This window comes from Xanthobacter sp. NM-25 (genome assembly GCF_022138605.1).
Taxonomy (GTDB): domain Bacteria; phylum Pseudomonadota; class Alphaproteobacteria; order Rhizobiales; family Xanthobacteraceae; genus Xanthobacter.
The window spans coordinates 191,412-216,556 of sequence record NZ_JACBFS010000006.1 but is presented as its reverse complement, the minus strand read 5'-3'; the positions used below and the strand labels follow the sequence as shown (position 1 = coordinate 216,556).

25 protein-coding genes are annotated in these 25,145 nt (G+C 67.9%); 15 read left to right on the top strand and 10 right to left on the bottom strand.

Translation table 11 applies throughout. The features are described 5' to 3' along the window. Window position 1 precedes the first annotated feature (1 nt). The 6 genes from MEU52_RS17645 to MEU52_RS17620 form a co-directional block, all read right to left on the bottom strand. On the bottom strand, window positions 2-808 hold the full coding sequence (locus MEU52_RS17645) for an ABC transporter ATP-binding protein (protein ID WP_238123234.1): 807 nt from the start codon (window positions 806-808) through the stop codon (window positions 2-4). A 110-nt stretch (window positions 809-918) separates the two neighbouring features. Then, window positions 919-1,944: an ABC transporter substrate-binding protein gene (locus MEU52_RS17640; protein ID WP_238123235.1), complete on the bottom strand. Its 1,026-nt coding sequence runs from the start codon at window positions 1,942-1,944 to the stop codon at window positions 919-921. Window positions 1,945-1,983: 39 nt separating this feature from the next. Then, complete coding sequence (locus tag MEU52_RS17635) at window positions 1,984-2,988, bottom strand: amidohydrolase family protein (RefSeq protein WP_238123236.1); 1,005 nt, start codon at window positions 2,986-2,988, stop codon at window positions 1,984-1,986. A 6-nt stretch (window positions 2,989-2,994) separates the two neighbouring features. Continuing rightward, window positions 2,995-5,328: a xanthine dehydrogenase family protein molybdopterin-binding subunit gene (locus MEU52_RS17630; RefSeq protein ID WP_238123237.1), complete on the bottom strand. Its 2,334-nt coding sequence runs from the start codon at window positions 5,326-5,328 to the stop codon at window positions 2,995-2,997. Then, the gene (locus tag MEU52_RS17625) at window positions 5,322-5,813 is read right to left on the bottom strand and encodes a (2Fe-2S)-binding protein (protein ID WP_238123238.1); all 492 of its coding nucleotides are present in this window, start codon (window positions 5,811-5,813) and stop codon (window positions 5,322-5,324) included. The genes MEU52_RS17630 and MEU52_RS17625 overlap by 7 nt, the downstream gene beginning before the upstream one ends. Before the next feature lie 2 nt (window positions 5,814-5,815). After that, entirely contained in the window at window positions 5,816-6,697 is an 882-nt protein-coding gene (locus tag MEU52_RS17620; protein WP_238123239.1) for an FAD binding domain-containing protein, read from the bottom strand. Window positions 6,698-7,120: 423 nt separating this feature from the next. On the opposite strand from MEU52_RS17620, the gene MEU52_RS17615 reads away from it, so the two are divergent. From MEU52_RS17615 to MEU52_RS17555, 13 genes are all read left to right on the top strand, one after another. Then, window positions 7,121-7,984 carry an alpha/beta fold hydrolase gene (locus tag MEU52_RS17615; RefSeq protein WP_238123240.1) on the top strand — a complete coding sequence of 288 codons (864 nt, stop codon included), beginning with the start codon at window positions 7,121-7,123 and terminating at the stop codon, window positions 7,982-7,984. Further along, window positions 7,981-8,778 carry an enoyl-CoA hydratase/isomerase family protein gene (locus MEU52_RS17610; RefSeq protein WP_238123241.1) on the top strand — a complete coding sequence of 266 codons (798 nt, stop codon included), beginning with the start codon at window positions 7,981-7,983 and terminating at the stop codon, window positions 8,776-8,778. The genes MEU52_RS17615 and MEU52_RS17610 overlap by 4 nt, the downstream gene beginning before the upstream one ends. 1 nt (window position 8,779) lies before the next feature. After that, window positions 8,780-10,276: an AMP-binding protein gene (locus MEU52_RS17605; RefSeq protein WP_238123242.1), complete on the top strand. Its 1,497-nt coding sequence runs from the start codon at window positions 8,780-8,782 to the stop codon at window positions 10,274-10,276. 21 nt (window positions 10,277-10,297) lie between these two features. After that, window positions 10,298-11,107 (top strand): SDR family NAD(P)-dependent oxidoreductase, encoded by an 810-nt coding sequence (locus MEU52_RS17600; protein ID WP_238123243.1) that lies wholly within the window; start codon window positions 10,298-10,300, stop codon window positions 11,105-11,107. 117 nt (window positions 11,108-11,224) lie between these two features. Then, on the top strand, window positions 11,225-12,430 hold the full coding sequence (locus MEU52_RS17595; protein WP_238123244.1) for an amidase family protein: 1,206 nt from the start codon (window positions 11,225-11,227) through the stop codon (window positions 12,428-12,430). 212 nt (window positions 12,431-12,642) lie between these two features. Then, the gene (locus MEU52_RS17590) at window positions 12,643-13,179 is read left to right on the top strand and encodes a MarR family winged helix-turn-helix transcriptional regulator (RefSeq protein ID WP_238123245.1); all 537 of its coding nucleotides are present in this window, start codon (window positions 12,643-12,645) and stop codon (window positions 13,177-13,179) included. A gap of 82 nt (window positions 13,180-13,261) precedes the next feature. Further along, window positions 13,262-13,765: a MarR family winged helix-turn-helix transcriptional regulator gene (locus tag MEU52_RS17585; protein ID WP_238123246.1), complete on the top strand. Its 504-nt coding sequence runs from the start codon at window positions 13,262-13,264 to the stop codon at window positions 13,763-13,765. Window positions 13,766-14,042: 277 nt separating this feature from the next. Further along, window positions 14,043-15,644 carry a UbiD family decarboxylase gene (locus tag MEU52_RS17580; protein ID WP_238123247.1) on the top strand — a complete coding sequence of 534 codons (1,602 nt, stop codon included), beginning with the start codon at window positions 14,043-14,045 and terminating at the stop codon, window positions 15,642-15,644. Window positions 15,645-15,731: 87 nt separating this feature from the next. After that, window positions 15,732-16,736, top strand: a complete 1,005-nt coding sequence (locus MEU52_RS17575; RefSeq protein ID WP_238123248.1) for an ABC transporter substrate-binding protein — start codon at window positions 15,732-15,734, stop codon at window positions 16,734-16,736. A gap of 7 nt (window positions 16,737-16,743) precedes the next feature. Further along, window positions 16,744-17,547 (top strand): ABC transporter permease, encoded by an 804-nt coding sequence (locus tag MEU52_RS17570; RefSeq protein WP_238123249.1) that lies wholly within the window; start codon window positions 16,744-16,746, stop codon window positions 17,545-17,547. Further along, entirely contained in the window at window positions 17,538-18,329 is a 792-nt protein-coding gene (locus MEU52_RS17565; protein ID WP_238123250.1) for an ABC transporter ATP-binding protein, read from the top strand. Before MEU52_RS17570 ends, MEU52_RS17565 begins: the two co-directional genes overlap by 10 nt. After that, window positions 18,326-18,853: a TIGR02444 family protein gene (locus MEU52_RS17560; protein ID WP_238123251.1), complete on the top strand. Its 528-nt coding sequence runs from the start codon at window positions 18,326-18,328 to the stop codon at window positions 18,851-18,853. The genes MEU52_RS17565 and MEU52_RS17560 overlap by 4 nt, the downstream gene beginning before the upstream one ends. A gap of 24 nt (window positions 18,854-18,877) precedes the next feature. Further along, entirely contained in the window at window positions 18,878-19,462 is a 585-nt protein-coding gene (locus tag MEU52_RS17555; protein WP_238123252.1) for a UbiX family flavin prenyltransferase, read from the top strand. A 76-nt stretch (window positions 19,463-19,538) separates the two neighbouring features. Here MEU52_RS17555 and MEU52_RS17550 read toward each other — a convergent pair whose 3' ends face one another. Further along, entirely contained in the window at window positions 19,539-19,889 is a 351-nt protein-coding gene (locus tag MEU52_RS17550; RefSeq protein ID WP_238123253.1) for a Rieske 2Fe-2S domain-containing protein, read from the bottom strand. A gap of 370 nt (window positions 19,890-20,259) precedes the next feature. Here MEU52_RS17550 and MEU52_RS17545 point away from each other — a divergent pair, with 370 nt between their 5' ends. Next, window positions 20,260-21,102 carry a hypothetical protein gene (locus MEU52_RS17545; RefSeq protein ID WP_238123254.1) on the top strand — a complete coding sequence of 281 codons (843 nt, stop codon included), beginning with the start codon at window positions 20,260-20,262 and terminating at the stop codon, window positions 21,100-21,102. Window positions 21,103-21,199: 97 nt separating this feature from the next. Further along, entirely contained in the window at window positions 21,200-21,931 is a 732-nt protein-coding gene (locus MEU52_RS17540; RefSeq protein WP_238123255.1) for a GntR family transcriptional regulator, read from the top strand. Window positions 21,932-21,940: 9 nt separating this feature from the next. On the opposite strand, the gene MEU52_RS17535 is transcribed toward MEU52_RS17540, so the two are convergent. The 3 genes from MEU52_RS17535 to MEU52_RS17525 form a co-directional block, all read right to left on the bottom strand. After that, window positions 21,941-23,449, bottom strand: coding sequence for a tripartite tricarboxylate transporter permease (locus MEU52_RS17535; protein ID WP_238123256.1), 1,509 nt, complete (start codon window positions 23,447-23,449; stop codon window positions 21,941-21,943). Window positions 23,450-23,522: 73 nt separating this feature from the next. Continuing rightward, window positions 23,523-23,990, bottom strand: a complete 468-nt coding sequence (locus tag MEU52_RS17530) for a tripartite tricarboxylate transporter TctB family protein (protein WP_238123257.1) — start codon at window positions 23,988-23,990, stop codon at window positions 23,523-23,525. Between the two features lie 43 nt (window positions 23,991-24,033). Continuing rightward, window positions 24,034-25,020 (bottom strand): tripartite tricarboxylate transporter substrate binding protein, encoded by a 987-nt coding sequence (locus MEU52_RS17525; RefSeq protein ID WP_238123258.1) that lies wholly within the window; start codon window positions 25,018-25,020, stop codon window positions 24,034-24,036. Between the last annotated feature and the right edge of the window lie 125 nt (window positions 25,021-25,145).

Here is a 25,145-nt window from a genome sequence, read left to right as displayed (position 1 = left end):
CTCAGTTCCCCTTGCCGGCACGCGCCCGGTCCACTTCCTCGCGCAACTGGCCCCAGATCGCGTAGACGAGCTCGCCATAGGCGGGATCATGCCGCAGTTCCAAGACGTTGCGGGGGCGCGGGAAGCCCACGTCCACCACTGCCTTGATGCGGCCGGGACCGGCGGTCATCACCACGATCTGGTCGCCGAGGGTCACCGCCTCGTCCACCGAGTGGGTGATGAACACCACGGTCTTGCGGGTTTCTTCCCAGATCCGCAGCAGCTCCTGCTGGAGCAGGGTCTTGTTCTGCTCGTCGAGGGCCGAGAACGGCTCGTCCATCAACAGGATGTCGGGATCGTTGGCGAAGGCCCGGGCGATGGAGGCGCGCTGGCGCATGCCGCCGGAGAGCTGGTGGGGATAGCGATCGCGCGCCGCCATCAGCCCGGTCTTTTCCAGGAAGCGCGTCACCACGGCGGTGACCTCGTCTTCGGCAACGCCGCGCATGCGCAGGCCATAGGCGGCATTTTCCCACACCGTCATCCAGGGAAACAGGGAGTCGCCCTGAAACACCATGGAGTTGGAGGGCTGCCCGGGGGACGGATCGGCAATCTCGATCCGCCCCTCCGAAGGGGTATCGAGGCCGGCGAGGATGCGCAGCAGCGTGGTCTTGCCACAGCCGGACGGGCCGACGATGACGCAGAAGCTGCCCACGGGGATCTCCAGAGAGACCGCATCGAGCGCCAGGTGGCGACCATGGCGCTTGCTGACACTCTGGAGGCTCACCTTCGACGTTGGCGCCGACCCCGATGGCGACACGGGTTCCATCATGACCTACCCTGATCCGAGGAAAGGGTGGCGGAGCCGGCGGCTCCGCCCCTCGCATGTCGGCCGGAACCACGCGCGGCGTTCCGGCCGGTGGGCTCACGTGATCCGTGGGCTCATTTCGGGAGTGGCGCGGTGCCGAGCTTGGCCACGGCAGCCTCGACGAACGTCGGGTCCACCACGTCTTCGACCGTCACGTCGGAAGTCACCAGGCCCTTTGACTTGAAGTATTCGAGGTCGGCCTTGAGGCTGGCCATGTCCACCGTGCCGTTGGGGTTGATGAACACAGGCACGGCGGCGGCGATCAGCTCCTGGTTCTTGATGCCGGTCATGGCGCTGATGTCGGCGATCATCTCCTTGGCGCCGGGACCGGCGATCTTGCCGTCCTTGAGGGTCGCCACATAGTCACGCACGCCGCGCAGATAGGCGCGAATGAACTTCTCGGTGGTTTCCTTGTCGGCGAGGAACCGGCCGTTGCCCAGCAGCATGGCGGTCTGCTGCACGGGATAGAAGCTGTCGAGGCCGGTGAAGCGCACCGCGACGCCGTTGCGCACCATGGTGGTGGTGCCGGGCTCGGAGGAGATGGCGGCGTCGATGGCCTTGTTGGTGAAAGCGGTGATGTGCTGGGGGAACGGCAGATAGACGAGTTCGATATCGGAATCCTGCAGGCCCGCCTTCAACAGCGCCTGGTGGATCACGGATTCGTCGGCGGCCCCCTTGGCCACCACCGCTACCTTCTTGCCCTTGAGATCAGCCAGCGACTTGAACGCGCCGCTGTCGATGAGATCCTTGCGCACGGTGAGGGACTTGTAGCTGTAGTCCTTCAGATTGGTGCCCTTGTCGGCGATGATCTTCAGCTTGAGGCCGCGATTGACCGCATTGTAAAGGCCGGCGGAGGCGGCACCCGCCCCGGCATCGAGTTCGCCAGACCCGAGGGGCGCGATCATCTTGGCGCCGGAGTCGAACCGGATCAGTTCGACTTTCAGACCTTGATCCTTGAAATACCCCTTCTTGTCCGCAAGGTAGAGGCCGATGTCGGAGGTGAGGTTTGTGGTGCCGACGCGGACGACCTTTTCGTCCTGGGCATGGGCGCCTGCGAGTGTACCGAGGAGGAGGGCCGTGGTGAGCAGAAGTCGTTTCATCAGCTGATCCCCTTATGGTTTATCTGGAAGGTCGTTTTATTATTTGATGCGCGAGAAAATCCTGCGGGGCGTGGCCTCGCTGATCGCTTCGATCTCGGCGGCGGAGAAGCCGGCCTCTTTCAGGTGGCCGAGCGGGTCGAGATCCGCCGGCGGGAAGGATTCGTCGGTGCCCAGTACCAGCGCGTCGAGGCCCATGGTCTCGGCCAGGAAGCGCAGCGTTTTCGGCGCATGCACGATGGTGTCGTAGGCGAGGCGCGGCGCATAGGCGGAGGGCGCCTCGCGGGCGGTCACCCCCTGCGCCGCATGGTCGACGCGGCCATACATGATGTCGAACCGGCCGATGAGATAGGGGAAGGCGCCGCCGCCATGGGAGATCACCAGCTTCAGGCCGGGGAACCGGTCGAGCACGCCGGTGGCGAGCAGCGAGCCGAGGCCCAGCGTGGTGTCGAACGTGTATTGCACCACCTGGGTCAGCGCATATTTGGCGGCGCGCGGGGCCGGGCCGGTGAGCACCGGATGCAGCACCACCGGCAGCTTCAGGCGCTCGGCCGCGGCCCAGAACGCATCGAGGTCGAGATCGCCGAGATTGGTGCCTTCCACATTGGCCGGCACCATCACCGCCACCGCGCCCAGCCGTTCTACCCGCTCCAGCTCGGCGGCGGCATCGGCGGCCGACACCAGCGGCACCGAGGCGACGAAGGAGAAGCGGTCGGCATGGGTGTCGCACCAGTCCGCCAGCGTGTCGTTGAGCATCTGGTGCCAGGCGGTGCAGGGGCCGGCGGCAAGGCCATAGCCGTAGATGTCCGGCCAGGTGGCCACCAATTGGCGATCGAGCCCCTGGCGGTCGAGGCTGGCGCGGCGCACCGTCACGTCCTCCACCAGCTTGGGGAACATGGGGCGCACCTTGAAGCCATAGTCGAAGGCCAGCGCCGGGGGCTTGCCATCGGGGGAGGGCAGCAGTGTCACGCCGATCTGTGCGCCACGATCGGCGATGGCGTTCAGCAGCTGCGGCGGCACGTAATGGGCATGGACGTCAATGGGCATGGCGCGTCAGTGTTCCGGTTCGGCCGCGGCGCGGGCGTCTGAGATGAGCTGCCACAGGCGTGGCGGCGTGAGGGGCAGATCGGTGATCGTGACACCGAGGGGCGCGAGCGCGGCCGCCACGGCATTGGCGGTCGCGCCCGCGACGGCGACGATGCCGCCTTCGCCCGCGCCCTTCGCGCCGAGGGGATTGGTGGGCGAAGGGTGGAGCTCCAGCGTCACCGCGCGCACGTTGGGAAAATCGGTGGCGGTGGGCAGCAGATAATCGGCGAGGGAGGCATTCAGCAGCTGGCCCTCGGAGTCATAGACGAGATGGTCGAGGAACACCCCGCCGAGGCCCTGCACGATGGCGCCGATGGCCTGGCCATGGACGATGAGCGGATTGATGGCGCGGCCCACATCTTCCACCGCCACGAAATCGAGGATCTTCACCGCCCCCGTCTGCGGGTTCACGGCCACATGGCAGGCGTGGGCGCCGTAGCTGTAGGTGCGGGTGGTATTGGCGAAGGTGCCATTGGCGCTGAACGGTCCGTCCGTGGCCAATTCCGCCAGGGAGATGAAGCGGTCGCCGCTGCCCACCCCGCCGTTCTCCACCACCAGCCGGGTATTGGGCAGGCCGAGGCGCTTGGCGGCGGCCGCCACCAGATGCTCCTTGAGGTTGGTGGCGGCATCGAGGATGGCCGAGCCGCCCATGATCACGGCGCGGGAATGATAGGTGCCGAAGCCTTCGTGCAAGAGGGTGGTGGAGCCATGCAGTACCCGCACCTTGCCGAGGGGCAGGCCGAGGGCGTCGGCGGCGATCTGGGCATGGGCGGTCTCGATGCCCTGGCCCACCGAGGACGAGCCCACCGCCACCGTGAGGGTGCCGTCGGTTTCGAGGGTGATGCGCGCATTCTCCCGCGGGCCAGCGCCGCCACTCTCCACGAAGCAGGCGACGCCGATGCCATGGTAGAGGCCATCGATGACGGTGCCCTGCAGATGCTTGTTCTTTTCCCAGCCGATCTCTTCCAGGCAGCGGGTGAGCGTGACCGGGTAATCGCCGGTGTCGAACGAGGTTTCCGCCTCATAGGGCACCAGCTTGCCCGCATCCCACGGCATGTCGGCGGCGGTGATGAGGTTGTGCGCGCGCATCACATTGGGGTCGAGGCCGAGATCGGCTGCCGCCATGTCGATGAGCCGCTCGCGGAAGAAATTGGCCTCGAACCGCCCGGGGCCACGATAGGTGCCCACCGGGGTCTTGTTGGTGACGACGATGCTCACGTCCACATGGATGTCGCGGATGCGGTAGGGGCCCGGGAGGAACTGGCCGGCCTTGGCCGGCACCACGCCGCCATTGGTGCGGATATAGGCGCCCATGTCCGCATCGAGCCGGCCGGCAAGCGCCAGGATGGTGCCGTCGCGCGCGCAGGCGATGGACAATTCGCAGGCGATCTCCCGCGAATGGTTGGTGGCCATGAAGTGCTCGCGGCGATCCTCGATCCACTTCACCGGACGGCCGAGCCGGCGGGCCGCGAAGCAGACGAGGAAGTCTTCCGGATAGTATTCGCCGCGTACGCCGAAGCCGCCGCCCACGTCCTGTTCCAGAAGATCGATCTCATCCATGCCGAGGCCGAGGGCCTCGGCCAGAGCGCGCCGGTTGAAATAGGGTACCTTGGCGGCACCGCTCAGGAACAGGTGGCCATGTTCCGCATCCCATTCGGCCAGAAGGCCGCGGGTCTCCATGGGCACGGCGCTGTGGCGCTGAGTGGAGAAGCGCTCGGTGCGCACATAGGGGGCGTTGGCGAAGGCGGTGTCGGCATCGCCCATCTGCGCCGTATAGCGCAGCACCAGATTGCTGCCGGTCCCGGGGAACAAGACCCCGTCGCCCTCCGCCGCCAGGGCCGCATCCGTACTGGCCACGGCTTCGAGGGCGTCGATGTCGAGCTCGATCAGCTCCAGGGCGTCCTCGGCGATGGCGCGGGATGTGGCCACCACCAGCGCCACCGGCTCGCCCACATAACGCACCGTGTCGACGGCGATCACCGGCTGGCGGAACGCCTGGGATTCCGGGAATGGCGCCAGGCGGATGGGAATGAGCGGCACCGCGCCGTCCGAGGCGACATCGGCGGCGGTGAAGACCGCCACCACGCCGTCCAGCTCCAGGGCGGCAGAGGCATCGATGGCGACGATGCGGCCGTGGGCCATGGACGAGCGCAGCACCACGGCGTGCAAAAGGTCGGGCCGGGTGAGATCGTCCACGAAGCAGCCGGTGCCGGTCAGCAGCCGCGCATCTTCCAGGCGCTCCACCGGGGTGCCGGTGACCGGCGTCGCGGCATCGGTGGGGAAGGTGATGCCGGTCAGCATGCCTCAGCCTCCTGGTGGCCATAGGCCGCGCGGGCTTCGAGGGCGGCCTCGATAATGGCCACATAGCCGGTGCAGCGGCACAGATTGCCGGAGACCACCTCGCGGATGCGCTCGGCGTCGGCGTCCGGCTCCTCGGTCAGAAGAGCGTGGAGGGTGGTGAGGAAGCCGGGGGTGCAGAAGCCGCACTGCAAGGCGTGATGCTTGCGGAACGCCGCCTGGAGTGGGCCGAGGGCCTCGGGCCTGCCGAGCCCTTCCACGGTGGTGATGGCGTGGCGCTCCGCCTGGGCCGCCAGCATCAGGCAGGAGCGCATGGCGGCACCGTCGACAATCACGGTGCAGGCGCCGCATACGCCGTGCTCGCAGCCCACATGCGTGCCGGTGAGCCCCAGGCCTTGGCGCAGCGCGTCCGCGAGCGTGGTGCGGGGCGACACCGAAAGGATGTGCGCCGTGCCATTGACGGTGAGGGTGATGTCGATCTCGTCCATGGTCACTGTCCGTTGGCCGCGGCGGGCAGGCCGGCGGCCTGGCGCAGCGCCTGGTTCGCCATCACCCCGGCGAGGGCGCGGCGATAGGCGGCGCTGGCGTGAATATCTTCCGGTGGCTCCACTTCGTCCTGCACGGCGCGGCAGGCGTCGCGGATGGTCATCGCGTCCGGGATCCGCCCTTCGAGCGCGGCTTCCGCACCGGGAAGGCGGGTCGGCCGATCGGTGGCACCAATGACGCCGATGTGCACGTCGCGGGCCACGCCGTCTGCGTCCTGGTCGAAATGGGCGACGATGCCGGCCATGGCGAAATCGCCCTGGCGGCGGGCAAACTCGGCGAAGCCCCAGCGGCGCTCCGGGCGCCAGCGGGGGAAGCGCAGGGCGACGATCATCTCATCCTCTGCGATCTCGGCGGCGAGGGCCCCGGTGAGCACCTCAACTGCGGGCGCCTCCCGACGGCCCGAGGCGCCTTCGAGGATGATGGTGCCGTCGCACGTGACCGCGAGGCCCGGCATCTCGGCGGCCGGATCGCAATGGGCGAGGCTGCCCCCTACGGTGCCGCGATTGCGGATCTGGTAGTGGGCCACATGGGCCATCACCGCCGGCAGCAGCGGCATATGGGCCTTGAGGGCGGTGCTGCGCTCGATATCCACCCAGCGCACCAGGGCCCCCAACGTCACCGTCTCGTCGGTGATGTCGATGCGCTTCAGGTCCGCGATGCCGCCGATATCCACCAGCACAGCGGGGGCGGCGAGGCGGAACGCCAGCACCGGAATGAGGCTCTGTCCGCCGGCGAGGATGCGCGCGTCGCCCGCGCCTTGAACCAGCAGGTCGACGGCTTCGCTGACGCTCGAGGCGCGGACGTATTGGAGCGGCGGAAGCTTCACGCAACTTCTCCCGGCACGAACCTGCGAGGGCGCCCAACGTGACCGCTTGCGGTCACCGGGGGTGTCCGCCGGGGCGGGGCGGCGGCCCGTCATGGCACGCCAATCTTCGGCGTAATGACTTGCACGCTAGCAAAATGATGCTTCGCCTTCAATCGCAAAAGATGCCGAAAATGAATGCATAGATATGCCTGAACTTCATGCGTCTGCCCATTTCGCAAGTGCTTACGCCGATTGTGCGATGCGCCAATATTTCACGTATATATAATAAGATAATAGCGACTTTCCGGTGCGCCGCGGAAATCGCGGACTTCGCACTGCCTGCTGTTTGGGCGGGGCCTCGCGAAGGTCTTCGGTGCGCTCAAAAATCACTTGTACGCAAGTGATAAAATATCTAGCGTCGATGCCGGAATGAAGGAGGCGGGAATGAGTGTTCGCACCTCGGATGGCATTGCGCTCCATGTGGAAGAGGCGGGGGCGGGCACGCCTATCGTGTTCGTGCATGAATTCGCCGGGGATCATCGGTCCTGGGAACCGCAGATGCGCTTCTTTTCCCGCTCCCACCGCTGCGTGAGCTTTGCGGCGCGGGGCTATCTGCCGTCCGATGTGCCGACCGATCCCGATGCCTACGGGCAGGACGTCGCCCGCCGCGACATCCTGGCGGTGATGGATGGTCTCGGCATCGAGAAGGCCCATGTGGTGGGCCACTCCATGGGGGCCTACAGCGCCCTGCATGTGGGGCTGCATCACCCGGATCGCTGCCTGTCGGTGGCGGCGCTGGGTTGCGGCTGGGGCTCGTCCCCGGCGGAGCGGGATGCCTCGGTGAAGGCGTGCGAGGACATCGCCGCCATGTTCGAGAACGAGCCGATTGCGGTCGCGGCGGCCAAATACGCCCGCGCTCCCATGCGGCTCACCTTCGAGGCCAAGGATCCGCGCGGCTTCGCCGAGTTCGAAGCCATGCTGGCCGAGCATTCCGGGGTTGGCTCGGCTCTCACCATGCTCAACCTGCAGCTGAAGCGGCCCACGCTTTGGGATCTCAAGGCGGAGCTCGAAGCCTTCCAGCCGCCATTGCTGGTGGTGGTGGGCGACGAAGACTTTCCCTGCCTTGACGGCAGCCTGTTCCTGAAGCGCACCGTGCCCACCGCCGGCCTGCTGGTGGTGCCGCGCGCCGGACACACCATCACCAGCGAGGAGCCGGCGGCGGTGAATGCGGCGCTGGCGGAGCTGTTCGCGGCCAGCGAAGGGGGCACCTGGATGTCCCATCGCCGCTTGGCGCAGGCCTGCGCATGAGCCCGCACGTCACCCCCCACGTCGCCATTGCCCGGGAGCCAGAGCAGCACCTGGCGGTGCTGCGGCTGAGCAATCCGAAGCGGCGCAACGCCATCTCCGCCACCATGTGGGCGGAGATCGCGGCCTTTGCCGATCAGGTGGAGGCGGATCCGGCCGTGCGGGTGGTGCTGCTGACGAGCGCGCCGGGTTTCTTCTCCGCCGGCGCTGACATCTCCGATTTCGCCAGCGCCCGTTCCGGCGCCGGCAATGCGGCGAGCTACGATGACCTGGTGGAGGAGACCTGCCGCAAGGTAGAGGCCATTCCCCAGCCGGTGCTGTGCCTGCTGGAGGGCCCGTGCTACGGCGCCGGCGCCTCGCTGGCGGCGAGCTGCGACCTGCGCCTCGCCACGGCAGAAACGGTGTTCTGCGTCCCGGCGGCCCGGCTCGGGCTCGGTTACGACATGCGAGGTATCGAGCGATTTCGCCGGGTGTTCGGTCCTGCCGCCACCGCCGCGCTGCTGTTCACCGCCAATCCGGTGCCGGCGGCCGCCGCCCTTGGCAGCGGCGCCGTGCATCAGCTGGTGCCGGCGGAGACAGCGGAGGTGGACGCGCGCGCCCTGTGCGCGCGGATCGCCTCCAACGCGCCCTTGACCATCCGCGCCGCCAAGGAAGCGCTGCGGGCCCTGGCCGGGGATGACGCCACGAGCCGGGAGGCTGCCGTGGCGGCGGGCGCCCGGGCCGATGCCAGCGCCGATTATCGCGAAGGGCGCGCCGCTTTCGCCGAGAAGCGCGCGCCGGTCTTCAGGGGGTCATGACATGACCGCAAACCTGCTCCACGCGCTCTATGCGGGCCGTGATCCGGCAAGCCGCGCCTATCGCTTCGAGGCCGGCCCCGAGCGCAGCACCGCCGAGATGCGTGCCCGCGTCGGCCGGGTCGCAGAAGCGCTGCTGCGCCTGGGTGTCGGCCGGGGCGACCGGGTGTCGTTCCAGCTGGAGAAGGGCGAGGAGGTGCTGCTGCTGGCCCACGGCTGCCTGCAGATCGGTGCCGTGCTGCACCCGCTGAACACGGCTTACACGGACGCCGAGGTGGCCGGCCTGGTGGGCGCCGCCGCGCCGCGGCTCATGGTGTGCGCCCCCAAGGCCGCAGCCCATGTCGCGTCGGTGCTGCCCGGCGTGCGGATCGAGACCCTGGGGCCGGATCTGTCCGGCACCCTCGGGGCCGCCATCGCCGCAGCTGCGCCGCTCGCGGCGGTGGCGCCTGTCTCGGCTGATGACACTGCTGCACTGCTCTATACCTCGGGCACCACGGGCAAGCCCAAGGGCGCCTGCATCACCCATGGCAACCTGGCCGAAAGCGCTCGAGCGCTGGCCAGGGTGTGGGCGCTGATGCCGGCCGACCGGCTGCTGCACGTGCTGCCCATGTATCACGCCCACGGCCTGCTCACGGCGGTGAACAGCCTGCTGGTGGCCGGCGGCTCCATCCTGTTCCTCGATCGGTTCGAGGCGGCGTCCGCGCTCGCCGCTCTGCCTGAGGCCACGGTGTTCATGGGGGTGCCCACCCATTATGGGCGCCTGCTGAAGGAGCCGGGGCTGAAGGCGGCGGCGCGCAGCCTGCGCCTCGCGGTGAGCGGTTCGGCGCCCCTGTCGCTGGAGATCGCCGAGCGTTTCGCCGCCGAGACCGGGGTGCACATCGTCGAGCGCTATGGCGCCACTGAGACCGCCATCGTCACCGCCATTCCCGCCGGCACCAAAGGCCGCACCGGCTTCGTCGGCTGGGCCCTGCCGGGGGTGGAGATCCGCGTGCGCCAGGCGGATGGCCGCGTCGCCGGCCACGATGCCGTGGGTGGGCTCGAGACCCGCGGCCACAACGTTTTCTCCGGCTATTGGAACCGGCCGGACGCCAATGCCGAGGCCTTCACGGCCGATGGCTGGTTCATCACCGGCGATATCGCCGAGATCGACGCCACCGGCTGCGTGCGGCTTCTGGGCCGCTCCAAGGATCTCGTCATCACCGGCGGTCTCAATGTCTATCCCAAAGAAGTCGAGGATGCGCTCGATGCGCTGCTGGCGGGCGGGGAATCCGCCGTGTTCGGCGTCGCCCATCCCGACTTCGGCGAAGGCGTCGTCGCGGTGGTGGAGGGCGCGCCGGTGGACGAACCGGCCCTGATCGCCGCGCTGCGCCACACCCTCGCCGCCTACAAGGTGCCGAAGCGCATTCTTCCCGTTTCCCACATCCCCCGGAATCGCATGGGCAAGGTCCTCAAAGCGGACCTGCGCGCGGCCCATGCCGACCTGTTCACCAACCGCGCCTAACCGAACCGGAGACGAGACGAGATGGACCTGCAGCTTGAAGGAAAGACGGCCCTGGTGACCGGCGGCAGCGAAGGCATCGGCAAAGCGATCGCCTTCGGCCTCGCCCGCGAGGGGGTCGACGTGGCCATCTGTGGCCGTCGCGTGGATGTGCTTGAAGCCACCGCCAAGGAAATCGCCGATGCCACCGGCCGCAAGGTGGTGGCCATTCCCGCCGACCTGACCAAGGACGAGGACGCCAAGGCGTTCGTCACCAAGGGTCATGAGGCGCTCGGCCGCGTCGACATCATGGTCAACAACGCCGGCTCCGCACCGGGCGGCGTCATCGAGACCCTGACCGAGGAGCAGTGGGCGCAGGCCCTGCAGCTCAAGTTCATGGGCTATGTGCGCTGCCTGCGCTATGCGCTGCCGATCATGGTGAAGCAGGGCGGCGGCCGGGTGGTGAACCTCATCGGCAACGACGGTGTGAAGCCCTCCTATTGGGAGATCGCCCCCGGCGCCGCCAATGCCGCGGGCCAGAACCTCACCAAGTCGCTGGCCGGCCAGTATGGCAAGTACGGCATCAGCCTCGCCGCGGTGAACCCGGGCCCGGTGCGCACCGAGCGTTGGGCGGGGCTCGTGAAGGCCATGTCCCGAGACATGAACATCTCGCTGGAGGATGCCGACAAGCTGGCGCCGTCCTCCATCCCCCTCGGCCGCATCGCCGAGACCGAGGAGGTGGCGGATCTGGTGGTGATGCTCGCGTCGCCGCGTGCCTTCTTCGCCAACGGCACCATGATCGAGGTGGACGGCGGTCAGGATAAGGCCCTGATGGATCGCTCCCGCGATCGTTGATCCCCGTTACGCCGTCCCTGTCCTGGCGCGTGGTGGCCGTGCGGCCGCCACGCGCCCCTTTGCTTTGGCGCACCGCGCGGATGGTGCGCGGCCGGGATGTTCGCCATGGCGTCTGAGATGACATCTGCGCTTGATCCCTACGGGGCCATGCTGTCCCTGAAGCCGGCTCCAGCTGGGGGCTCGGGCCCGCTGGCCGGGGTGCGGCTGTGCGTGAAGGACAATATTGCGGTGTGCGGGGAGCCGTTCACCGCCGGCCATCCGCTTTATGCGGACCGGCGGGGCGGCGTCACCGCCTCCGCCGTCCGCCGGCTGCTGACCGCCGGCGCCGGCTTCGTCGGCATGACGCGCACCGACGCCGGCGGCTTCGGCATGACCACGCCGGAGGTGACCAACCCGGTCTGGCCGGGGCGGATGGTTGGCGGCTCGTCGGGCGGTGCCGCGGCGGCGGTGGCGGCCGGGTTCGCCGATCTCGCCCTTGGCACCGACACCGGCGGCAGCGTGCGCGTTCCGGCCGCCTGCACCGGCCTGCTGGGCTTCAAGCCCAGTTTCGGCCGGGTGCCGATGGACGGTGTGGAGCCGCTGGCGTCGCGTCTCGACCATGTCGGGCTGATGGGGCGCGACTTCGACCAGTTGCGCAGCGCCGCCGCCGTGCTGCTGGATGACGCGGCGGTTGCCGCATCCGCGCCGATGGGCCGCCTGCGGATCGCCGTCGCCACCGGCCTCCCGTCTTATGTGGACCCGCGATGCCTGGCGCCGCTGCAGCAGCTGGCGGGCGCTCTCGTCGCGGCCGGGCACGTGGTGGAGCCCTGGACGCCGCCAGCTGCGGGGCCGCTGGTGCGGGCCTTCGGCATTCTGGTGCTGGCCGAGGCGCACCCGCTCTACGATCGCCTGCCGCGCCCCGCCCTGGCGCAGCTCGGAGAAGCCGCCCGTGAGGCCCTGCGTTTTGATCCGAAAGTCGCGGACGTGGAGGCAGCGCGGGCCACAGCCGATGCGGCGCGTGCGACCTACGGCGGGCTCCTTGCCCGCGTGGATCTGCTGCTGACCCCCACGCTGCTGGTGCCGGTGCCGGCCCGGGGAGCGACGCACCTGGAGCTGGAGGTGCGGCGCCTCTCCGTATTGTCGGTGCTGCTTGCAGGAACCTGCTTCGCCAACATCATCGGCGCCCCGGCACTGGTCTGGCCCGCATCGGGCATGCCCGGCGCCAGCATTCAGGCAATCGCGGCCCATGGCGCAGATGCCCGGCTGTTCGCGGCCACCGCGCATTTGCGCACTTTGCACCAGTACCGCGCAGGTGAACCTGATAACATTCCCACTCACGTCTAATCCGAATCCGCCACATGACACTTCAGAATCTGGCAGCCTCAGAACCCGGTAGCATCGGAATTTGGCACCGTCCGCATCTGGCTGCCTCAGCGCCGGGCTGCCACGGGACGTGGCCCTCTCAGGATCTGACGCCCCCGACCTGACAACCTCGGGCCTTGGCTTTTTGGCCTGTTGTGGCCTTCGCCGCGGTCCCTTCCAAAGAGTTGTGCTCGATGACAGTGCCGGCCTTGCCTCCCTCTCCCGTGGTTGCTGATGAGGAGGGGCCTTATCATCTCGACGATCAGATCGGCTTCGTTCTGCGTCTTGCGGTCCAGTATCACACCGCCATTTTCACCGCCCACATGGTGGAGGGGTTGACGCAGACCCAGTTCGCCACCCTCGCCAAGCTCCATGAGGTGGGCCGTTGCTCACAGAGCGACCTGGTGCGGCTGCTGACTCTCGATTCCGCGACCGTGAACGGGGTGGTGGAGCGCATGCGCGCTCGAGGCTTCATCACCCATACCGACGATCCCAACGACCGGCGCCGCCAGTGGTTGGCGCTGACCGAGGAGGGGGGGCGGGTGATCCAGGCGGCGCAGGCGGTGGCGGAAGAGATCACCGAGGAGACCCTGACCGCGCTGACGCGCAGTGAACGCGCCCGCCTGGTGCATCTGCTGCGCAAGATGATGGAAATTCCCCCACGTACGGCGCGCGGCCTCCGCGTCGCGGCGGCCAGCCGCCGGCGCCGGCCCCCTCCGCCGATCCGTTAGGGGGCTGCGGTCCTCTTGCCTCAGGGCGATGCGCGCGTCACGGTGGTTGCCGGACGGCATAGGGGCGGGCATTGTGAATCATGTGAGCGCGCCCTGCGACAGGGCAGAAGCCGAAGAGATCGAGGCTGATCCCCTGCAGGGCATGACGCTGGGCTATCTCATCAGTCTGGTGGCCCGGCTCATGGCGCAGTCCCTCAAGGCGCGCAATGGTTCCGACGGCATGGCGCCGGGCCAGTATCCGGTGGCGCTGGAGCTGCTGGCGCGGGATGGGCTCAGCCAGCGCGACCTGTGCGAGGCCGTGCGCATCGAGCAGGCCACCATGGCCAACACGTTGAAACGCATGGAGCGCGACGGGCTGATCACCCGCCGGCCCAGCGTGGCCGATGGACGGCAGGCCACCATCCATCTCACCGCGCGCGGTGCGGCCCTGACGCAGGCCGCCGTGCAGAACGTGATGGACATCAACCGCCTCGCCCTGGCCGATCTGGATCATGACACGAGTGAGGTGCTGCGCGGCATCCTGTCGACCATGGCCCGGCGGCTCGAGCAGGATCCCTGGCGCGGCAGCCCATCAGCACGGCCGTGACTGCTCAAAATTTCAGCGTGGCGCGTCTCTAGACTTGCATAGCAAGCTATGTAAACTGTCCTGTATTCGAGGCGCGAACTTTGGTTCCGCTCGGCCCTCTATTCCAGAAAGACAGATCAGCACCCCTGATTGGTGACCCGAGTGCGCGGCACGCCGCGCCGTGGTGCGGGCCTGTAGAACTAGATCGTCCGCACACTGATGAAATGCCGGGTGGTGGCGTGCCGCCCGGTCTGCTGAACGACGCGGCCACCTCACGTGGCACAAGCGGAGCGCGTAGATGCACGACAAGGAAACGTTTCGCGGCTTCCTCGACCGCCTGCGGGATGCGGGTGAGCTGATCGACCTGAGGCAGCCCATCGACATCCGCCACATCGCCACCCTGGTGGACCAGTCCGACAAGGCCCTCTTCTTCCACAACGTCATCGGCTACGACGTGCCGGTGGTCTCGGGCATCATCCGCACCCAGCACCGGGCCATCATGTCGCTGGGCTGCACAGCCTATCCGCAGATCGAGGCCAAGCTGAAAGCGGCCATCGACCAGCCGATCGCGCCCGCCCGCGTCGCCACCTCGCCCACCCAGGAGCTGGTGATGGAGGGAGCGGAGGTGGACCTCTACAAGCTCCCCATCCCCATGAGCTCCATCTACGACGGCGGGCCGATGATCACCGCCGGCGTGGTGATTGCCCGCGATCCCGAATACGGGCTCAATGCCGGGATCTACCGTTTCATCGTCAAGGAACGGAACCTCACGGGCATCGACATCGTCACGCCCAACAACATGCGCCTGTTCGCGCAGCGGGCCTATGAGGCGGGTCGGCCGTGCCCCATTTCCATCTCCATCGGCACCCATCCCTATGAAATCATGGGCTCGGGCTTCCGCGCACCGCTCGGTGTTGACGAGATGGCCATCTCGGGCGGGCTGCGGGGCGGGCCGGTGGAACTGGCTCCCTGCCGCACCATCGACGTGCCCTATATCGCCGATGCCGAGATCGTGCTCGAAGGCGAGATCCTGCCGACCGGCTGGGTCTATCCTGAAGGGCGGTTCGGCGAGTTCACTCGGCTGATGGGCGGGCTCCATTGGAACCCCATCGTCCGCATCACGTCCATCTCCATGCGCAAGGACGCTGTGTATTACGCGCTGCACATGCCGTGGGAGAACACCTGGCTGGCGGCGCCCACCCGCTATGCCGCCATTCGCCAGGCGCTGAAGACCGCCGGCGTCCAGGTGAAGGACATCAACGTCACCCTCGGCGGCTGTGCCTTCTGGCATGCGGTGGTCTCCATCAAGAAGCAGGCGGGCGAAGGCAAGAATGCCCTGCTCGCGGCCCTCTCGGTGATGGATCTCAAGCACGTGGTGGTGGTCGACGACGATATCGATGTGTTCAATCCCACCGACGTGGAATGGGCCATCGCCACCCGTGTCCAGGGTGACAAGGACATCGTCATCATCCCCGGCGCCCGCGGCAAGCCGCTGGATCCCAGCCTGCCGCCGACCCCGCCCGGTGTGGTGCCCACCACCGCCAAGGTGGGCATCGATGCCACCATCTCCGAGGGTATTCCCAAGGAACGCTATGAGCGTATCGCCTATGCCTATGCCGACACCGCCAAGGTGGCCGATTATGTGGCCGGCAAGGCGGATGCCGCCGGCAGCGTTGCTGATGCGGCGGAGGTGGAGCGGCTTGCTGAATCCATCGCCGAGATGATTGGCAGCGCGCCGCGCTATTACACGGACATCGCCGAGGCTTTCTCCTCCTATGACTTTCCGGTGGTGGCGCGGGCCCTGGGGCATCTGCATGCCACTGAACGGCTGTGGCAGGACCCGCGTGGCCGCATGTGCCTGCGGGGATCGGCCTTCGCCGCGAAGGCCCCGGGGAGCTGACTCCCGCGCCGGCCGGTGCCGTCTCTTCGGCCCCCGTCAAACCCCGCCTCGAAGACATCCCCCATCAGATCGAAAGAGGGCGAACCCATGAACTTCCATCGTTCCTTGCCTGGCTTTCCTCTATCGCCGTCCTGGCACGCGCTGCGCCGAGCGTTGCCCGTGCTGGTGCTGGTCGGCGGCCTTTCTCCCGTGGGGCTTGCGCAGGCGCAGACCACCATCACCCTCGGCGCGGCGCAGACCTCGGCCGGTTCCCTGCCCATCGTTGTCGCCGATCAGAAGGGGTTGTTCGCGGCCGAGGGCCTGAAATACGAGCGGCTCGATTTCAAGGGGGGCGCCCCGGCGGCCCAGGCGCTGGCCTCGGGCAGTATCGATGCCTGCATCTGCGCCGGTGATCATGCGGTGCATCTGGAGGAGAAGGGGCTGGGCGGCAAGGTTCTGGTGGCCCTGGCCGACACCCACAGCTATGCGCTGCTCTCCCGAGCGGACGCGCCGGCCACTTCTCTGGCTGACCTCAAGGGCAAGAAGATCGGCATCACCTCCGCCGGCAGCCTCACCGACACCACGCTGCGGTATGCGCTCAAGGCGGCCGGGCTCGATCCGGACAAGGACGTGCAACTGATCGCCGTGGGCCGCGCCGGGCCGCAGCGGGCGGCGCTGCAGGCGGGGGTCATCGACGCCGGCATGTTCACCACGCCCGATATCCAGATCACCCTCGCCGAGCCGGGCGCTTACAAGATTGTCGAGGATTTCCGCAAGCTGCCGTATCCGGCCCAGGATCTGGTTGTCACCGACACCTGGCTGAAGGCGCACCCGGCCGAGGCGGCGAAGCTCCAGCGTGCGGTGGTGAAGGCTCTGGAGATGATCAAGGCCGACAAGGCGGTGCTGCAGGCGGCGGTGGTCTCCATGTTCCCCAAGATCACCGATCCCGTGCTCATCGACAGCATCACCAACGATGTGGCTGCCGGCTATCTCTCCGGCACCGGCGTGATGACGCCGGAGAGCTTCAAGACGCTGATGGAGATGATGGCGGCCGCAGACCCGAAGCTGAAGCCCGTGGGCTATGCCGACATCATGATCGGCGCGGCGAAGTGAGCCGGCCATGACCGATACCGCATCGACCTCACCGGGTTATGTGGCGAGCGCCCGCCGGCGTCTGGTCTCGATCAGCCCGACCGCCCTCGCCCAGCTTGGCTTCATCGCCGCCTTGCTGCTGTTGTGGGAGCTTGGGGCGCGCACTCTGTTCAATCCCTTCTGGAGCAGCCGGCCCACCCTCATCGCCGTCCGGCTGTGGGAACTCGCCGCCAGCGGCGACCTGTGGGTGCACACTCTCACCACCCTGCAGGAGGCCGGCGCCGGCCTGCTGCTCGCCGCCCTCGTGGGCATTCCCATCGGCATCGCCCTGGCGCGGGCGCCCAAGGTGGCGCGCACGGTCGATCCGGTGATGATGGGGCTTTATGGCCTGCCGCGCGTCGCCCTGGCGCCGCTGTTCATCCTGTGGTTCGGCATCGGCCTGTTCTCCAAGGTGATGATGGCTTTCACCATGGTGGTCTTCATCTTCATCCTGAACGTGATGGAAGGCATCCGGACCATCGATCCCGACCACCTGGACCTGATGCGCACCATGCGCGCGGGCCGCTTCTATGTGGTGTGGCGGGTGCTGCTGCCGGCGGTGGTGCCATGGATCTTGGCCTCCTTCCGCATCGGCGTCGGCCTGGCGCTGATCGGCGCGGTGGTGGGCGAGCTCATCGGTTCCAACCGCGGGTTGGGCTGGTACGTGGAAAGCTCCGGTGGCCAGCTCGACACCACCGGCGTGTTCTCCGGATTGATCGTGCTGATGGTGTTGGCCATGCTGGCCAATCAGCTGATCGGCTATGTGGAAAGGAAGGTGGTGACATGGCGCTGACGGACACCATCTCGGCTCCGCCGCGGGCCGAACTCGCGAACCTGCGCATCGCCTTTCCGCGCCCCGATGCGCCGCCGCTGGAGGTGATCTCCGGCGTCTCGCTGCAGGTGGGAGAGGGGGAGTTCGTGGCGGTGGTGGGCCCCAGCGGCTCGGGCAAGTCCACCATCCTGCGTGCCATCTGCGGCCTGCTGAAACCGGCGGGGGGTGAGGTGCGGGTGAACGGGACGCGCGTCACGACCCCGCCGCCCCATGTGGGCTTCATGTTTCAGAAGGATGCGCTGCTGCCCTGGCGGACGGTGGCGGACAACATCAAGGTCGGTTGCGAGCTGGGTGGCACGCCGCGGCAGAAGCAGCCGGCCCGTGTTGCCGAGCTGATCCGCCTGCTGCGGCTCGATGGGTTCGAGAACGCCTGGCCGCGGCAGCTCTCGGGCGGCATGCGCCAGCGGGTGTCGCTTGGTCGGCTGTTGGCCTATGAGCCGGACCTGATGCTGATGGACGAGCCGTTCGGTGCGCTCGATTACCAGACCAAGATCGCCATGGGCCTGGAACTGCTGCGGGTTTGGGAGACGGAGCGACGCTCCATCATCTTCGTTACCCATGACATCGAGGAGGCGGTGGCCCTGGCCGACCGGGTGGTGGTGTTCAGCGCCCGGCCGGCACGGATCGTGGCCGACTATGCGGTGGACTTGCCGCGGCCACGCCACATGAAGGCGCTGCGCTCCGACCCCACCTTCACCCACCTCACCGAGGCCATCTGGTCCGATCTCGCGTTGCCCTCATGACCGGTGATGCGGCGGCCACCACCCTGCGCCCGTTCGCGCTCGCTCTCTATGGCGAGGCTGGCGTGGTCGAGGCCTGCCTGCTGTTGCAGGATCGGGCCGGGGTGGATGTGAACCTGCTGTTGTGCGCGGCCTTTCTGGGGGCGCGGCGCGGCCACCCGCTCGATCCCGCGGGGGTGAAGCATCTGCAGGGGGAGGTGGCGCCGTGGCACCGGGAGATCGTGGGGGGACTGCGCGCCGTGCGGCGGCGGCTGAAGTCCGGGCCGGCACCCGCGCCCGATGCCCGGACCGATTGGCTGCGTGAGCAGGTGAAGGCGCTGGAGATCGAGGCGGAGCTCATCGAGCTCGATCGCCTGGGGGCCTGCGCCGATCGGCTGTTGGCGGGCGCCCCGCGTGCCACCGGCACCGCGGAGGCGCTGGCCCGGGCTGGCATGGCGGAGGTGGTGGCGGCTGCTGCCGGGCGCACCCTCGCGGAAGTGGAAATAGATGCCCTTGCCCTCGTCGCCCGGCGGGCCGTGGGGCGGTGAGCGGAACGGGAGCCACGATCCAGGATGCAGCGTCTCATCATCGCCATCACCGGGGCCTCCGGCACCATCTACGGGATCCGGGCCCTGGAGCTTCTGGCGGCCCTGGGAACGGTGGAAACCCACCTCATTCTCACAGCGGCGGGGCTGCGCACGTTGACGGCGGAGACCGATTACAGCGCCGAGCAGGTGCGCGCTCTGGCCCATTGCGTTCACAATCCGCGCGACATCGGCGCTTCGCTGTCGTCGGGCTCGTTCGTCACCGCGGGCATGTTGGTGGCGCCTTGTTCCATCAAGACCCTCAGCGGCATCGCGCACAGCTACAATGACGAGCTGGCGGTGCGCGCCGCCGACGTGTGCCTGAAGGAGCGCCGGCGCGTGGTGCTGTTGCTGCGCGAGACGCCGCTGCATGCCGGCCATATCGAGCTCATGGCCCAGGCCACCCGCAACGGCGCCGTGATCATGCCGCCAGTGCCGGCCTTCTACCACCGCCCCCAATCCCTTGACGAGGTGATCGACCAGACGGTGGCGCGGGCGCTCGACCTGTTCGACATCCACCTGCCGGGAACCCGGCGCTGGACCGAACCCGGCGACGCCGCACCCGGGCGTTAGCGAGGCGCTCCGCCAAAGGGGATCGCGCTTCGTGTGAAGACCGGGGTCGAGCGCCATGGCCGGCGGCCACGGCCGTTCAGGCCTCGGTGGCGGCTGGGGCGCGCGGGGGCTTCACCGGCCCCACATCCACCTGGATCTCATTCCCCTCGATCCGTAGCGGATAGGGGTGCAGGGCATTGCGCACCAGGTGGGTGACGCATTTCCCGCCGACGGCATCGAAGCCCCACTGGTGATGGGGGCAGGTGACGACGGTGCCGTTGAAGGTGGCCTCGTTGAGCGGTACATCCGCATGCGGACAGCGGCCACGATAGGCTTTCAGTTCCCCGCCTTGGGGCCATACCAGCATCACGCTCTTGCGACCCGCCTGGAAGAAGCCCATGCCGCCTTCGCTCACGGCATCAGTGGGGCAGATGAAGGTGAATGCCATGGTGCTTGCCTTTCCCGAAACATCCGGTTGCGGGCACGACGCAAGTTGTGGACCACTTCGAATGCCGCCATCGGGGGGGCGGGATGTCGCAAATCCGACCCGGAGCGCCGCGCGTCCGTGCTGCGGAGCACCCGGGCGGCGACGTGAAATGACGAGTTTCCGATCTGACACCCGGAATAGCCTGCCCGCCGTGTCGGGACGGTCATTTTTGGGACCGGCGTCGCGGATGTATGCGTGGCGCGTGGCTGCCGCCAATGGCGTATGGTAGTGCTGTCTGCCAGATGCAATGAGGCGTGGTGCCGGCGGGCGCCATGCGGGGCGACGGCAGGTCTGACCAGGGCACGGATCCGTGCTGCATCGGGGGCAAGGCATGAACAAGACGATGGGGGTGGTGCGCTGCCCCGCGGCTGCGCGGTGGCTGAGATGGGGCCTTGTCGCCCTGGCGGGCGTCGCGTCGGGGGCAGCCTGTGCTGCGGATATGGCGGCCGCGCCGGCGGTGGCGCCCCCCGCGCCGGTAGCCTCCGATTGGAGGGTTCAGCTGACCGTCTATGGCTGGGCCACGGCGCTCAATGGCGACGTGGGCGTCGGCAACATGCCTTCGGCATCGGTCGACGTGCCCTTCTCCGAGGTGCTGCGCCACCTCGACGGGGCGCTCATGGGGTCGGTCTTCATCGAGAACGACAGATGGATCGTGCTGGCCGATCTGGTCTACGCCAAGCTGTCGGACTCGCAGGGGCTGCCGACCTATGGCGCCGGCCTGGACGTCGCCTTGACGGAGACCATCGCCACCGGCGCGGTCGGCTACAAGCTGCCCACCGGGCGTTCGGATCTCGACGTGGCGTTCACGGCGGGGGCGCGATACGTGAACCTGAAGGCCACGGTGGGGCTCAATGTCTTTGGTACCGCGGCCAACCTGTCCGCGTCGGCACGGCAATCGTGGATCGATCCCACCGTGGGTGTCTTTGCCCATTGGACGGTGTCCGAAAAATGGTTCGTCAATGCCATCGCCGACATCGGCGGCTTTGGCGTGGGCTCCACCTTGTCGAGCACCGGCTATCTCGGTGTCGGCTATCTGTGGACCGACAGCTTCTCGACAGCCCTGGGCTATCGGTATCTCTACGAGAATTACGAGGGGCCGGGGTTGCGTGCCGGGACGTTCCGCTATGACACGACCATGCATGGGCCCACCGTCGCGTTCGCCTGGCGGTTCTAGGGCGGCGGGGACCCGCGCGGATCGCGGCGCTTTGACGGCTCCGGTGGCACCTGGTTATGGTTCGCCAGTGGATTGCGTAATCAACTGAGTGGCCCCGATGATGCTCGAGAGGAAGGAGCCTGCCTATCTGCAGGTGCGGCGCTATCTTCTGGCCGAGATCGAGGCGGGGGCCTACGGGCCGGGCGACCGCCTGCCTTCGGAAACCGAGCTGGCGCGGCGCTTCAATGTGACCCGCAACACGGTGGTGCACGGGCTGTCGTCGCTGGTGGCGGCGGGGCGGATCACCCGCATCGCCGGCAAGGGCACGTTCGTGGCCCGCCGCGAGGTGCGCGTGACCCAGCACACCAGCCTGGTGCGCTCGTTCGATGAGGAGGTGGTGGCGCGCGGCTCGCAGATCGAGTTCCGCCTCTTGTCCTTCGCGCGGGTGGCGCCGTCGCCGGAAACGGCGCACCAGCTCCGGCTGGCATTGGGCGAAGAGGTCTTTCGCCTGGAGCGGGTGCGGATCCTTGATGCGGTGCCGACGGTTCAGGAAATCCGTTTCCTGCCGCTGGCGCTGGGCCAGCGCCTTAGCATCGATGCCCTGTCGCGCCTGCCCATGTTCACCATTCTGGCGGAGCTCGGCCGGCCGGTGGCCCATATCGAGGGGGTGATCCGGGCTGATGCGGCCTCGGCGGAGACCGCGTCGCGCCTGGCCATCACCGCCGATACGCCGGTGCTGGTGCGCGACTATGTGCTCAGCGACGCCGATCGCGTGCCGCTCGCCAGCGGGACGGCGATCTTCACCCGCGAGGTGCAGATCGCCTATGCGGTGGACAGTCCCGCCGGCTGAGATCGGCGCTCAATCGTCGGAGCTGGTGAAGATCTCCGCCCGCCGGCGCCGGAAGCCGGGCATCATCATGGCCCCGAGGGCGAGCAGCGACAGCAGGATGAAGCCCACGCTGATCGGCGATTGCAGGAACACGGTGGGGTCGCCGCGCGAGAACATCATGGCGCGGCGGAAATGTTCTTCCAGCAGCGGGCCCAGCACGAAGCCCAGGATGAACGGCGCCAGCTCGCAGCCGAACCGCACCAGCACATAGCCGAGCACTCCGAACAGGGCGAGCAGCAGCACGCCGAACCCGCTCGACATCACCGAATACGCGCCGATGCACGAGAAGGCGACGATGGCCGGGAACAGCGCGTCATAGCGGATGCTGAGCAGCTTCACCCAGATGCCGATCAGCGGCAGGTTGAGGATCACCAGCAGCAGATTGCCGATCCACATGGAGACGATGAGGCCCCAGAACAATTGTGGTTCAGAGCTGATCACCTGCGGGCCCGGAACGATGCCCTGCATGATGAAGGCGCCGATCATCAGCGCCATGACGGGATGCGCCGGCAGGCCGAGGGTCAATAGCGGAATGAAGCTGGTCTGGGCGGCGGCGTTGTTGGCGGACTCCGGTCCCGCCACCCCCTCGATGGCGCCGCGCCCGAAGCGGGAGGGCTCGCGGGCGATGGCCTTTTCCAGCGAATAGGAGGCGAAGGAGGAGAGCACGTGGCCACCCCCCGGCAGGATGCCGAAGAACGAGCCCAAGGCCGTGCCCCGCACCACTGGCGCCGCGATCTCCCGGAACTCCTTGCGTGTCAGCCACAGTCGGCTCAGGGCGTGCACCATCGTGCTGCGGGCTCCCGTATTCTCCAGGTTGCGCAGGATTTCCGAGATGCCGTAGACGCCGACCGAAACGGCAACGAAATCAATGCCATTGTAGAGCTGAAACAGATCGAAGGTGAAGCGCGGGGTGCCGGTGGCCACATCCTGCCCCACCAGGCTGAGCAGCACGCCCAGCGCGATCATCGCCAGCGCCTTCAGGATGGAGCCGTGGGCCAGGAGCACGGAGGTCACCAGCCCCAGCAGGATGAGGGAGAAATATTCCACCGAACGGAACTGCAGCGCCACCTGCGAGAGCGCCGGGGCGGCCACCGCCAGGATCATGGTGGCGACGGTGCCGGCGAAGAAGGAGCCGAGGGCGGCAGTGGCCAGGGCGGTGCCGGCGCGGCCCTGCTGCGCCATGCGATAGCCGTCGATGGCGGTGACCGCCGAGGAGCTTTCGCCCGGCAGGTTGAGCAGGATGGCGGTGGTGGAGCCGCCATACTGAGCGCCATAATAAATGCCTGCCAGCATGATGATGCCTGAGGCGGGATCGAGCGAGAAGGTGGCGGGCAGCAGCAGGGCGACGGTGGCGGTGGGGCCGACCCCGGGCAGCACGCCGACGATGGTGCCCAGCAGCACGCCGATGAAGCAATAGAGGATGTTGATGGGGGCGAAGGCCGTAGCCGCGCCCGTCAACAGCGCTTGGAACAGATCCATTCCTCAGTGTCCCGCAGAGCATCCCCGGCGCGAGCTTGAGCCGCGGGGGAAAAGTTCAAGTCGTCCCGGTCGCCTACAGGGCGAGCCACGGCCCGATGAGGGGCAGCTTGAGGCCCAGGCCCATCTGGAAGATCACGGTGCACATGAGGGTGAGCACCACCGCCTGCACCAGGCTCTGGCGCCAGCTGTTGGCGCCCGCGCGGGAGGCCAGCAGCACTGAGACGGCCAGCGCCGGCACCAGGCCGAGGCCGGCGGCGGTGGCGGCGAAGAACACGATGGCGCCGATGATCAGCAGGCCGCGCCGCCAGGGCACCGGCTCATCCGGGCTTGTGCTGGCGGCGCCGCGGGCGGCGGCCAGGAGGTCCCGCCCGAGGATGACGAGGCCGAACAGCCCGAGAATGGCCGCTGCCAGCAGCGGGAAATAGCCCGGTCCCATGCGGCGCGCGGTGCCGAGATCATAGCCCGCCGCCGCCCAGCCGAAGCCGAGGGCGATGGCGAGGAACAGCAGGCCGCAAAGCGTATTAGAGCGCAGTCGGATCATGGCTGTCCTTCAGGCGGGGCCGCGCACAGGCCACAGATGACCTTCACTTGGCGGTGATGCCGGCGCTGCTGATCACGCCTTTCCACTTGGCCACCTGAGTGTCGATGGTGGTGGCGAAGGCGGCAGGCGTGGAGCCCACCGGCACGAAGCCGAGCTTCACCAGGCGCTCCTTCATCTGCGGGTCGGCCATGATCTCCTGCACGGCGGTCGAGAGCTTGGCGATCACCTCCGGCGGCGTGCCGGCGGGGGCCAATAGGCCCTGGAGGTGGTCCACCTCATAGCCCGGCAGGCCCGCCTTATCGAGCGGCGGCACGTCGGGGGCGGAGGCGGAGGGTTCCAGGGTGGTGACCCCGAGGGCGACCAGGGCGCCGGACTGTACATGCTGGATGGCGGACGGCACCGAGGCGAAGCCGATGGGCGCCTCGTTGCTCAGAACCGCGGTCACCCCGGGCCCGGCGCCATTGAAGGGGGCATGTTCGATGTCGATCTGCGCCTGCTTCTTCAGGAGCTCACCCGCCAGGTGCTGGGCCGTGCCGATGCCAGGGGAGGCATAGAACATTCCCGGCTCGGCCTTCGCCTTGGCCAGGAACTCGGGGAAGGTCTTCACCCCCAGCTTGGGATTGGCGATGAGGAAGGAGGGCGCGCTGGCGATATAGGAGATGGGCGCGAAGTCCGCCTTCGGATCATAGGGCGTCTTGGCATAGAGGCTGGGATTCACCACGAAGCTGGAGCTCACCAGGATCAGGGTGTAGCCGTCCGGTGCGGCGCGCGCGACCATGCCCATGCCGATATTGCCGCCGGCGCCGGGCACGTTGTCCACCAGCACGCGCTTGCCGAGCTTGTCAGAGAGCTTCTCGGCCAGGATGCGGGCCAACTGGTCGGTTGAGCCGCCGGCGGAGAACGGCACCACCAGCCGCACTTCCTTGTCGGGGTAGCCCTGCGCCAGTGCCGGGCCAACGCCCAGCAACCCGCCGCAGGCGGCGGCGAGGAGGCCGGCGGCGGTGCGCCGCGTGAACGTCGACTTGCTCATGGTGTGGTCCCCCGGAACCGTGTGCCCGCGCTGACTAGCGGCTTGATGCGAAGAGTAAACGACAGCCGGCGGCCCGTTGACAAGCGACCAGAGTAATCAACCATACAATTTGAGCGATTGACCGC

Bases quoted from the DNA above. Each gene is read 5' to 3' on its own strand.
- MEU52_RS17645 (WP_238123234.1), bottom strand. From the start codon at position 808: ATGATGGAACCCGTGTCGCCATCGGGGTCGGCGCCAACGTCGAAGGTG.
- MEU52_RS17640 (WP_238123235.1), bottom strand. From the start codon at position 1,944: ATGAAACGACTTCTGCTCACCACGGCCCTCCTCCTCGGTACACTCGCA.
- MEU52_RS17635 (WP_238123236.1), bottom strand. From the start codon at position 2,988: ATGCCCATTGACGTCCATGCCCATTACGTGCCGCCGCAGCTGCTGAAC.
- MEU52_RS17630 (WP_238123237.1), bottom strand. From the start codon at position 5,328: ATGCTGACCGGCATCACCTTCCCCACCGATGCCGCGACGCCGGTCACC.
- MEU52_RS17625 (WP_238123238.1), bottom strand. From the start codon at position 5,813: ATGGACGAGATCGACATCACCCTCACCGTCAATGGCACGGCGCACATC.
- MEU52_RS17615 (WP_238123240.1), top strand. From the start codon at position 7,121: ATGAGTGTTCGCACCTCGGATGGCATTGCGCTCCATGTGGAAGAGGCG.
- MEU52_RS17610 (WP_238123241.1), top strand. From the start codon at position 7,981: ATGAGCCCGCACGTCACCCCCCACGTCGCCATTGCCCGGGAGCCAGAG.
- MEU52_RS17605 (WP_238123242.1), top strand. From the start codon at position 8,780: ATGACCGCAAACCTGCTCCACGCGCTCTATGCGGGCCGTGATCCGGCA.
- MEU52_RS17600 (WP_238123243.1), top strand. From the start codon at position 10,298: ATGGACCTGCAGCTTGAAGGAAAGACGGCCCTGGTGACCGGCGGCAGC.
- MEU52_RS17595 (WP_238123244.1), top strand. From the start codon at position 11,225: ATGACATCTGCGCTTGATCCCTACGGGGCCATGCTGTCCCTGAAGCCG.
- MEU52_RS17590 (WP_238123245.1), top strand. From the start codon at position 12,643: ATGACAGTGCCGGCCTTGCCTCCCTCTCCCGTGGTTGCTGATGAGGAG.
- MEU52_RS17580 (WP_238123247.1), top strand. From the start codon at position 14,043: ATGCACGACAAGGAAACGTTTCGCGGCTTCCTCGACCGCCTGCGGGAT.
- MEU52_RS17575 (WP_238123248.1), top strand. From the start codon at position 15,732: ATGAACTTCCATCGTTCCTTGCCTGGCTTTCCTCTATCGCCGTCCTGG.
- MEU52_RS17570 (WP_238123249.1), top strand. From the start codon at position 16,744: ATGACCGATACCGCATCGACCTCACCGGGTTATGTGGCGAGCGCCCGC.
- MEU52_RS17565 (WP_238123250.1), top strand. From the start codon at position 17,538: ATGGCGCTGACGGACACCATCTCGGCTCCGCCGCGGGCCGAACTCGCG.
- MEU52_RS17560 (WP_238123251.1), top strand. From the start codon at position 18,326: ATGACCGGTGATGCGGCGGCCACCACCCTGCGCCCGTTCGCGCTCGCT.
- MEU52_RS17555 (WP_238123252.1), top strand. From the start codon at position 18,878: ATGCAGCGTCTCATCATCGCCATCACCGGGGCCTCCGGCACCATCTAC.
- MEU52_RS17550 (WP_238123253.1), bottom strand. From the start codon at position 19,889: ATGGCATTCACCTTCATCTGCCCCACTGATGCCGTGAGCGAAGGCGGC.
- MEU52_RS17545 (WP_238123254.1), top strand. From the start codon at position 20,260: ATGAACAAGACGATGGGGGTGGTGCGCTGCCCCGCGGCTGCGCGGTGG.
- MEU52_RS17540 (WP_238123255.1), top strand. From the start codon at position 21,200: ATGATGCTCGAGAGGAAGGAGCCTGCCTATCTGCAGGTGCGGCGCTAT.
- MEU52_RS17535 (WP_238123256.1), bottom strand. From the start codon at position 23,449: ATGGATCTGTTCCAAGCGCTGTTGACGGGCGCGGCTACGGCCTTCGCC.
- MEU52_RS17530 (WP_238123257.1), bottom strand. From the start codon at position 23,990: ATGATCCGACTGCGCTCTAATACGCTTTGCGGCCTGCTGTTCCTCGCC.
- MEU52_RS17525 (WP_238123258.1), bottom strand. From the start codon at position 25,020: ATGAGCAAGTCGACGTTCACGCGGCGCACCGCCGCCGGCCTCCTCGCC.